Annotated in this window: 1 protein-coding gene; it reads right to left on the bottom strand. The window is 68.3% G+C overall.

What is annotated here, in order from left to right:
• Window positions 1-223 precede the first annotated feature (223 nt).
• Window positions 224-536, bottom strand: a 313-nt coding sequence (locus AB4Z35_RS30185; protein ID WP_442101184.1) for a hypothetical protein, incomplete at its 5' end; no start/stop codon positions are given.

Here is a 536-nt window from a genome sequence, read left to right as displayed (position 1 = left end):
CTGGTACACCGTCAGCACGTTGTGCTCGTCGCCCACCACGACGAAGTGGTCGGGGCCGAGGGCGAAGCCGGCCGAGGCGTCGCAGAGTCCGGTGTAGGTCTCCACGCCATCCGCCGGCCCAGTCGCCCCAGCCGGGCCTGCGCCAAGCATCAGACATATCGCCAGACAGGCCATGCCACGCAGGGGGATTCGCATCGTCCGTTCTCCGTTGGGGTCGAAGGTGCTACGCCAGATCGGCACCCGGGGCGCCATCCAGCCCGGTCCCAGCATACGCGCACCGGAAGCCCGCCGAGCGCAGTTCTTCGGCGATCAGGTCGGCAATCCACTGCTTGCGGGACTCCTGCATGCGGCTGCGGATGGCGGCCACGCTCACCGCCGCGAAGTTGCCCGGCGTGATTTCGAAGCGCATGCCGACGCCGCTCACGCCCTCGTTGACGAGGCTGTCCGTCTTGGCCAGCGACAGCCCGTGCGGCGTGAATTCGGACGTATGGCGCGCGTAGAGCGCGGCAATCTCGCCATCGTGGAGCATCGACAGC

The organism is Pseudomonas sp. KB_15 (assembly GCF_052114525.1).
Classification (GTDB): domain Bacteria; phylum Pseudomonadota; class Gammaproteobacteria; order Pseudomonadales; family Pseudomonadaceae; genus Aquipseudomonas.
The sequence above is the reverse complement of the archived record's forward strand: the minus strand, read 5'-3'. Positions and strand labels throughout refer to the sequence as shown.